Raw genomic sequence first — 1075 nt, 5'->3', positions numbered from 1 at the left:
CACACCGACCCCGCCGCGCCGCCATCTCCGCCTTCGGCATCAGCGGCACCAACGCCCACGTCATCCTCGAAGAAGCCCAGGAGCAGGACGCGAACCCCGGCGGCACGGCCGCGCCGGGCCCCGTCCCGGCGGACACGGCGGCGGCCGGGCTGCCCGTGCCGTGGCTGCTCTCCGCCCGCGGTCCGCAGGCGCTGCGGGACCAGGCACGCCGGCTGCGGGCACATGTCACCACGCATCCGGAGTCCTCCCTGGCGGACATCGGACTGTCACTGGCGACCACCCGTACCGCCTTCGAGCACCGGGCAGCCGTCATCGGTACGGACCGGTCCACCCTGCTGGACGGACTCGCCGCGCTGGCGCACGGACGGCGCTCGCCGGTGGTGGCCCGCGGGAGCGCGACCGAACCCGGGCGGACGGCGTTCATGTTCACCGGGCAAGGGAGCCAGCGGCCGGGGATGGGCCGCGAGCTGCACACCGCGTACCCGGTGTTCGCCGCCGCGTTCGACGAGATCTGCGCGCACTTCACGCCGCACCTGCCGCACCCGCTGCGGGACGTCGTCCTGGGCACCGACCCCGCCCTGCCGAACGACCTGGTGCACGAGACGACCTACACCCAGCCAGCGCTCTTCGCCGTCGAGGTCGCCCTGGCCCGGCTGCTGCTCCACTGGGGGGTCGTCCCCGACCTGCTTATCGGACACTCGGTAGGTGAACTGGCCGCCGCCCACGTGGCCGGCGTGTGGTCACTGCCCGACGCGACCGCCCTGGTCGCCGCGCGGGCGAGGCTCATGGGGTCCGCGCGCGCGGACGGGGCGATGGTCGCGATCGAGGCATGCCTCGACGAGGTCACGGCGGTGCTGACCGAATCCGCGGGGCAGGCGTCGATCGCCGCGGCGAACGGCCCGCGGGCCACCGTGATCTCCGGCGATCGGTCGGCCACGGATCAGGTCGCGAACCATTTTCGGGCTGCCGGCCGGCGAGTCCGACGGTTGCGGGTGAGCCATGCGTTCCACTCCCCGCACATGGACGGCATCCTCGACCGCTTCCACAAGATCGCCAGCACCATCGACTACCAGGC

At 73.5% G+C, this 1075-nt stretch carries 1 protein-coding gene; it reads left to right on the top strand.

Annotated features, from left to right (window positions below; all coding sequences use genetic code 11):
• A partial coding sequence (locus MXD61_RS05655) for an acyltransferase domain-containing protein (protein ID WP_248811787.1) occupies nucleotides 1-1075 on the top strand: 1075 nt, incomplete at both ends.

The organism is Frankia sp. AgPm24 (genome assembly GCF_023243055.1).
GTDB classification, from domain to species: Bacteria; Actinomycetota; Actinomycetes; order Frankiales; family Frankiaceae; genus Frankia; species Frankia umida.
The sequence above is the reverse complement of the archived record's forward strand: the minus strand, read 5'-3'. Positions and strand labels throughout refer to the sequence as shown.